The sequence below is a fragment of the Leisingera sp. S232 genome, assembly GCF_049800895.1.
Taxonomy (GTDB): Bacteria; Pseudomonadota; Alphaproteobacteria; order Rhodobacterales; family Rhodobacteraceae; genus Leisingera.
Genome location: NZ_JBNAFX010000003.1, coordinates 258,028 through 264,963, shown reverse-complemented (window position 1 = coordinate 264,963; position 6,936 = coordinate 258,028). Strand labels below are relative to the sequence as shown.

The window sequence follows — 6,936 nt, the reverse complement described above, 5'->3', positions numbered from 1 at the left end:
CCCTTCGATTGGTGTTCTCGACCGTGCCTTTTTGCCACGGGCTGGAAGGATCGCAGAACCATGTCTGCGTCCCGATTTCGGCCTGCAAATGTGGCCAGCTGACGAACTCGGTACCGCGATCAAAGGTGATTGATTTGCGGGCCAGATGAGGCAGGTCGCGTACGGCTTTCATAATTTTCCCCATCACCGGCTTGGTGCGCTTGTTCGGGTTCTTCAGCAGCACGGTGAAGCGGCTGACACGTTCGACCAGCGAGGTGACATTGGTTTGCCCAAGTTTCTGTTTGAACAGCATCAAATCTCCCTCCCAGTGCCCAAACTGGCGACGGTGAGCGACATCATCTGGCCGGAATAGAATGCTGACATCACGGTCGAACTTGGGCTTCTGGCGCTTCCTGGCACGGCGTGGCCTGCGGGATTTCCGATGTTCGGGCAAGTACCACCAGAGCTCTTGGTCCATGCCTTCCTTAGAATAGATGTAGCGGTAGATCGTCTCCTGGCAGACGCGTAGCGTAGCACCTTCATAGATCATCCGGTTGCCGATCTGCTCGGGCGTCCATCCTTGCTTGATCCGTTCGATGACGCGCTTGCACAGATCGGGATGTCTGATCAGCTTGCGTTGCGTGGAACGGCGTTGCTGCGTGCGCTGGTGTGCTGCCATGCCGAAGTATCCCGCGTACTTCTTGGGAAAGGCATCATCGGCCCAGAAGTTGCGTTTGATCTCTCGGAATATCGTCGACTTGTGACGCTTCAAAACGCGCGCCATCTCAGCGACAGGGACCTTTGCAAGCCACCAGTCTTCGATCCTGCGCCGTTCTTGTAAGCTCAGTTGCGTATATACCGTTCCCATGCAATATTCCTCCTATTAGATAACTCATTGTTTTCTAATAGGAGTCGCACTTCAAAATAGCGCGCACCCGGCTACACAAGAACAACTTATAATCAGAATTATGTAAATTATACAAGTAGCCAGTTCACTAGACGATCTCCAAACAACGTGATTTCAAGTACTTAAAAGTCTCAGCAAACCTTCTTGCGCCACACTGGCAACAAGCTTCCCATCTTCAGAATAGATCGATCCGCGATTAAACCCGCGTCCACTGCCGGTGAAAGGCGCATCCATCGAATACAGATGCCATTCCTGCAGGCGCACAGGCGCATGGAACCACATGGCATGATCCAGGCTCGCGGTCATAGCCTCGGGATCGTGAAATGTCAGCCCATGCGGACGCAGCGAAGATTCAAGCAAACCAAAATCCGACGCATAAGCCAATAGAATTTGCTGCAACTCCGGCCCGGCTCCTTGAGCGGCTTCCATCCTCAGCCATATCTTATTGACGTCACTTGTCTTTTCCGGATTCAGAGGATCGCGGGGTTCAATCTCGCGGATTTCAAATGGACGTGGACGCAGAAGTTCAGTCTGCTTTTCCGGCGCAAAACGGTCGGCGTTCCGCTTCAGAACGTCCTGACGGGGTTCCAAACCGCTTGCAGGTGGCGCATGCGGCATGGAATGCTGATGATCCCAGCCGTCTTCCGGCGCGTGAAACGATGCCGCGAGATTCAGTATCTGCTTGCCGTTCTGCATTGCGACGACACGGCGCGTGGTAAAACTGCGACCATCTCGGGCTGGATCAACCTCATAGATCACTGGTCGCGATGGATCACCCGGTCGGATGAAATACGCATGAAGAGAATGGCATAATCTACTGGTAACAGTCGCATATGCCGCAACCAATGCCTGTGCGATCACCTGGCCACCATAAATTCGTGTAGGAGTTTCTCCGCCAGATCCGGAGCCGCGAAACAGGTTGCTGTCCAATGTTTCGAGATCCAGCAAGTCCAGCAGGATTTTGGCGGCCTCTGTCTTCATCATGTCTTTCCTTCGGCCAAACAGCAGCCAAGCCGGACCTTTTCAACCGGTGACTAACAGGTCAACGCGCCATGCACCAAAGCTTTGAGTTCCGGCCGCGAGGGATAAGAGCTTGAGGGCGCCAATTGGGTCAGGAACACAACTGACAGATCAAGCCGCCGGTCAACCCAGAAAAAGGTCGACGCGATTCCGCCCCAGCTGAAGTCGCCCACCGATCCGGGACAGCGCGCCTGCGCCGGATTCAGGACAACAGCGCCGCCCAGACCAAAGCCCATGCCCTCCATCGGCTGCTCTGCAAAACTGCGCGGCCCCATTGAGGCGATATCGCCTGCAAGATGGTTTTGCATCATAAAATCAGCAGTTTGCGGACTGATAATAAAGCCGCCTTTGTAGCGACCCTGGCGCCGCAGCATTTCTGCGAATTTCATATAGTCATCGATGGTTCCAACCAGACCGCCGCCACCGGACGCCATCACGGCCTGTTCAAAGGGAGACCCGCCGTAGCTGTCGGTAAGACGCAAACTGTCCCCGCCAGCAGTTGCCGAATTCAATTCGAAAGCGTCGCCGGCCAGAGGCGTATAGAGAGAGGCGAACCGGTTCCCTGCCCCATCAGGAACCCGGAAACCGGTTTCCGTCATGTTCAGCGGATCAAAGATTTCCGTCCTCAGGAAATCCTGTAATGGCATGCCGGAGACCACTTCAATCACCCGCCCCAGAACATCTGTGGCCACTGAGTATTCCCAGCGAGTGCCAGGCTGAAATGCCAGTGGCAGCCGCGCCAGATTCGCGACAGACTCTGTCAGCGGGCCTTGGTCCGGACCGAACATAATATCTTGTTCAGCCATCGCTTCCGGCAGAACACCCGGATTGAAGGGATAGCTCAGACCACTGGTATGCGTCAGCAGCTGATGCAATGTTGGCGGCGAGCAGGCAACTGTTTGATCAATGGTCTTGGCCCCTGGAACAAGAGCCTGCATGTCATTGAACTCCGGAATAAAATCGCTGACCGGAGCATCAAGGTGAAAGCATCCGCGCTCCAGCAGGATCATCGCCGCAACTGATGTGACGGGTTTGGTCATCGAATAAAGGCGCACCAGGGTGCTGCGCGTGAATGGAAGCGCCTCTTCAACATTGCGCAAACCTGCCGCGTGAAAAAACACCTCTGCGCCACCACGCTGGATCAGCAATGAGCTGCCTGGGTATTTCCTTTCATTTACATAGCGTTGCTGCCAAGACTTGATCGTTTCCAAGCTGCCTTGATCCACTGCTGCCCCCTTGTTTACCCAATACTGCCAACTGAAATGTCCTGGATAGCGCGCTGACGTGCCCGTGACGCCGAGAGGTTTACGTTCATCACGCCTGGATTTTCCCCGCAGTCAGCCTTCAACCCAAGGCTGGTTAAATCATGTTTTTTTCTGCCTGTTGCGTTTGTTTGTTCGCTTTCAGAAAAAATTGTCATAAAAGTTCAAAGAGAAAGAGGCAAGGACATACAAGAATGACGAGTGTTCTGGTACTGAACGGACCAAACTTGAACCTGCTTGGTACCCGCCAGCCGGAGGTTTACGGGTCGGCGACACTGGCGATGGTTGAGGATGCCTGCAGAGCCCATGCCGCCAAGATCGGGTTCGAAATTGCCTGTCTGCAGTCAAACCATGAAGGTGCGCTGATCGACGCGATTCATGATGCCAAGGGGCGCCACCAAGGGATTGTCCTGAACGCCGGGGCCTATACCCATACATCAATTGCACTGATGGATGCGTTGATTTCCGTGGAAATTCCTGCGGTTGAAGTGCATCTTTCCAACATCCATGCCCGCGAAACATTCCGGCACACATCCTACATAGCAAAGGCTTCTCTTGGGCAAATCTGCGGATTTGGCACCCAGGGGTATCTGCTTGCACTGGATGCGCTGGCGGCACATTTGAAAGCGACCGGCGCGGCATGATCGTCCGGAAATATCTGAACTTCGTCTGCGGCGCGCAGAGCCTGGAAGAGCTGTGGCACGGCCACGTCCAGCAGATGGCGGAATTTGGTTTTGACCGCCTGATTTACGGCTACACCCGTTACAAGACGGAAACGTCTTTGGGCGATCCCGACGACTTTGTTATCCTGTCGAACCACGACAATTCCTATTTGGATGGGTTCCTCCGCAAGGGGCTTTATTTTCATGCTCCCATGCTTCGCTGGGCGCTGGAAAATGAAGGAGCCGGCAGCTGGCGGATTGCGCAGGAGATGGCGCTGAATGGCACTCTGGGGCCTGAAGCCCGCAAAGTGCATGAGTTCAACCAGACCCTGGGCATGACGGCCGGATACACGATCAGCTTTTACTCCACTTCGCCGCGCTACAAGGGGGCGATTTCATTGGCTGCCAACTCCGATCTTACCCAGGACGCAGTTGATGCTCTGTGGCAGGAGCAAGGCGATGACATTGTCTTGATGAACAATGTTGCTCATCTGAAGATCCTTACCCTGCCCTATACAGCCCCGAACCGGGTCCTGACCAAGCGGCAGAGGGAAGTGTTGCAGTGGGTTGGGGATGGCAAGACCACGCAGGACATTGCGCTTCTGATGGGGCTGACATCTGCAACGATCGAAAAGCATCTGCGCCTTGCACGGGAATCCCTGTCCGTAGAGACCACCGCCCAGGCTGTCCTCAAGGCAGCTTTGCACAATCAGATGTATGTGTTGGACGCCTGAGTACTTGAGAGCTTAACCAGTCCTCGTAAGTCCTTGAAACTGCATTTTTTAGGTGGCTGGAATCAAAAAGACGCCAATTAGCGTCAAAAGTAAGGTTTTCAGTACTACCGCTAAAGTGTAATTCATTGCAATTTTCGCAAGTTCCGTGAGTGGTGGCTTTAGCCTAGGAACTTTGGGTATCGAACCTTGCGATTTCAAGGCTCTCCTACCTGATCGGGGGCAGGCACGTATAGATCCGTGTCCTGCCCCGATATATGAGGAGCCCTGCCATCCCCATCAGCGGGGCTCCTCGCACTCCAAGCCAGCCCAGAACCCGTTCCGTACGTCTGTGAAGCGGTCCACCGCATTTTCAACGTTCTTCCTGATACAGACGCTGATCTTGCCTATCACCCAGGCACGAATCACCCAGGCACGAAAAAGCCGGCAGGGTGTCCTGCCGGCTTAAACTTTTCAGACTTTGCGTCGGATCAGCCCTGTGCGGCTTTTGCCACTTCTGCTGCGAAGTCTTCTTTTTCAACTTCGATGCCTTCGCCGACTTCAACACGGACAAAGCCGGTGATGGTGGCGCCAGCTTCCTTGGCAGCTGCTTCGACGGTCAGATCCGGGTTCACAACGAACTGCTGGTTCAGCAGGGTTGCCTCAGCCACGAATTTCTTCATGCGGCCGACGATCATCTTCTCGATCACCTGTTCCGGCTTGCCGGACTCACGTGCGATGTCGATCTGAACCTGCTTTTCCTTCTCAACGATGGATGCGTCCAGATCAGCTTCGGACAGAGCCGCCGGGTTCACAGCTGCGATGTGCATTGCAACCTGCTTGCCGATGGCTTCGTCGCCGCCGGTCATGGCAACCAGAACGCCGATCTTGCCCATGCCGGCAGTTGCCGCGTTGTGGACGTAGGAAACGACGGTCTCGCCTTCCAGCGACGCCATGCGGCGCAGGGACATGTTCTCGCCAATGGTGGCGATCTTGTCGGTCAGTGTTTCGGAAACGGATTTACCGCCCAAGTCTGCCGCAGCCAGTGCCTCGATGTCAGCAACGCCCAGAGCCGCTGTGGCGATTTTGCCGACCATGTCCTGGAAATCACCATTCTTGGCAACAAAGTCGGTTTCGGAGTTCACCTCAACAGCAACACCCTTGCCGCCTTCGACGACAACGGCAACCAGGCCTTCTGCGGCGGTGCGGCCAGATTTCTTGGCGGCTTTGGCCAGACCTTTGGTGCGCAGCCAGTCGATGGCGGCTTCCATGTTGCCGTCGTTTTCGACCAGTGCTTTTTTCGCGTCCATCATGCCTGCGCCGCTGGTTTCGCGCAGTTCTTTCACCATTGCTGCAGTGATTGCCATCTCTTGGCTCTCCTCAATTCATAAACAGATTTGGGGCAGGTGATACCCTGCCCCGCATGTCAGTTCCGTGACAGAACGGATCAGGCCTCGGCGGCTGCTTCTTCAGCAACGGCTTCTTCTGCCGGTGCTTCTTCCAGCGCGCCCAGGTCAACGCCAGCGGCGCCCAGCTGTGCGGACATGCCGTCCAGAGCCGCGCGGGCAACCAGATCGCAATACAGCGAGATGGCGCGCGATGCGTCGTCGTTGCCCGGGATGATATAGTCAATGCCATCGGGAGAGCAGTTGGTGTCGACAACAGCCACAACCGGGATACCCAGTTTCTTGGCTTCGGCGATGGCCAGTGCTTCTTTTTTCACGTCGATGACGAACAGCAGATCCGGCACGCCGCCCATTTCACGGATACCGCCCAGGGAAGCCTGCAGCTTCTCCTGATCGCGTTCCATGCCCAGACGCTCTTTCTTGGTCAGGCCTTCGGAACCGCCGACCATTTTCTCGTCGATTTCCTTCAGGCGGTTGATCGACTGGGAAACGGTTTTCCAGTTGGTCAGAGTGCCGCCGAGCCAACGGTGGTTCATGAAGTACTGAGCGGATTTCTCAGCGGCTTCTGCAACCGGACCAGCTGCCTGGCGTTTGGTGCCGACGAACAGAACGCGGCCGCCTTTTGCAACGGTGTCACGGACAACCTGCAGCGCCTGGTCCAGCATCGGAACAGTCTGGGTCAGGTCCATAATGTGGATGCCATTGCGCGAGCCGTAGATGAACGGCGCCATGCGCGGGTTCCAGCGCTGTGTCTGGTGGCCGAAGTGAACGCCAGCTTCAAGCAGCTGACGCATGGTGAACTCAGGAAGAGCCATGCTATTCTTTCCTTTCCGGTTTCTATCCTCGGCGGGGGTTCAGAGCAGATGCTCCAACCGGGGGTCCGTCAGGGATGTCTCCCCTGATCAGGCCAAACCCCGCCTGCGGGTTCGTAGGCGCGCCTATAGATCAGATATCACCCGCTGGCAAGCCTTGCGCCGGGTAAAAAACGCC

Annotated in this window: 7 protein-coding genes; 2 read left to right on the top strand and 5 right to left on the bottom strand. The window is 55.6% G+C overall.

Going from position 1 to position 6,936, the window contains the following annotated elements:
• From ACP151_RS04160 to ACP151_RS04150, 3 genes are all read right to left on the bottom strand, one after another.
• Positions 1-847: IS30 family transposase (locus ACP151_RS04160; protein WP_424977595.1), on the bottom strand; the 847-nt coding region annotated here is incomplete at its 3' end.
• A gap of 153 nt (positions 848-1,000) precedes the next feature.
• Positions 1,001-1,870, bottom strand: a complete 870-nt coding sequence (locus ACP151_RS04155; protein WP_424977594.1) for an acyl-CoA thioesterase — start codon at positions 1,868-1,870, stop codon at positions 1,001-1,003.
• A gap of 50 nt (positions 1,871-1,920) precedes the next feature.
• Positions 1,921-3,132 carry a serine hydrolase domain-containing protein gene (locus tag ACP151_RS04150; protein WP_424977593.1) on the bottom strand — a complete coding sequence of 404 codons (1,212 nt, stop codon included), beginning with the start codon at positions 3,130-3,132 and terminating at the stop codon, positions 1,921-1,923.
• Between the two features lie 230 nt (positions 3,133-3,362).
• On the opposite strand from ACP151_RS04150, the gene aroQ reads away from it, so the two are divergent.
• Together aroQ and ACP151_RS04140 are read left to right on the top strand one after the other, a co-directional pair.
• Positions 3,363-3,812 carry a type II 3-dehydroquinate dehydratase gene (gene aroQ / locus ACP151_RS04145; RefSeq protein WP_424977592.1) on the top strand — a complete coding sequence of 150 codons (450 nt, stop codon included), beginning with the start codon at positions 3,363-3,365 and terminating at the stop codon, positions 3,810-3,812.
• The gene (locus ACP151_RS04140; RefSeq protein WP_424977591.1) at positions 3,809-4,564 is read left to right on the top strand and encodes an autoinducer binding domain-containing protein; all 756 of its coding nucleotides are present in this window, start codon (positions 3,809-3,811) and stop codon (positions 4,562-4,564) included. The genes aroQ and ACP151_RS04140 overlap by 4 nt, the downstream gene beginning before the upstream one ends.
• Before the next feature lie 467 nt (positions 4,565-5,031).
• On the opposite strand, the gene tsf is transcribed toward ACP151_RS04140, so the two are convergent.
• Together tsf and rpsB are read right to left on the bottom strand one after the other, a co-directional pair.
• Entirely contained in the window at positions 5,032-5,907 is an 876-nt protein-coding gene (gene tsf, locus ACP151_RS04135) for a translation elongation factor Ts (protein WP_424977590.1), read from the bottom strand.
• Between the two features lie 80 nt (positions 5,908-5,987).
• Positions 5,988-6,761: a 30S ribosomal protein S2 gene (gene rpsB / locus ACP151_RS04130; protein WP_424977589.1), complete on the bottom strand. Its 774-nt coding sequence runs from the start codon at positions 6,759-6,761 to the stop codon at positions 5,988-5,990.
• Positions 6,762-6,936 lie beyond the last annotated feature (175 nt).

What these genes read in the sequence shown, in the direction of transcription:
- aroQ (WP_424977592.1), top strand. Translation starts at nt 3,363, where the DNA reads ATGACGAGTGTTCTGGTACTGAACGGACCAAACTTGAACCTGCTTGGT.
- rpsB (WP_424977589.1), bottom strand. Translation starts at nt 6,761, where the DNA reads ATGGCTCTTCCTGAGTTCACCATGCGTCAGCTGCTTGAAGCTGGCGTT.
- tsf (WP_424977590.1), bottom strand. Translation starts at nt 5,907, where the DNA reads ATGGCAATCACTGCAGCAATGGTGAAAGAACTGCGCGAAACCAGCGGC.
- ACP151_RS04155 (WP_424977594.1), bottom strand. Translation starts at nt 1,870, where the DNA reads ATGATGAAGACAGAGGCCGCCAAAATCCTGCTGGACTTGCTGGATCTC.
- ACP151_RS04140 (WP_424977591.1), top strand. Translation starts at nt 3,809, where the DNA reads ATGATCGTCCGGAAATATCTGAACTTCGTCTGCGGCGCGCAGAGCCTG.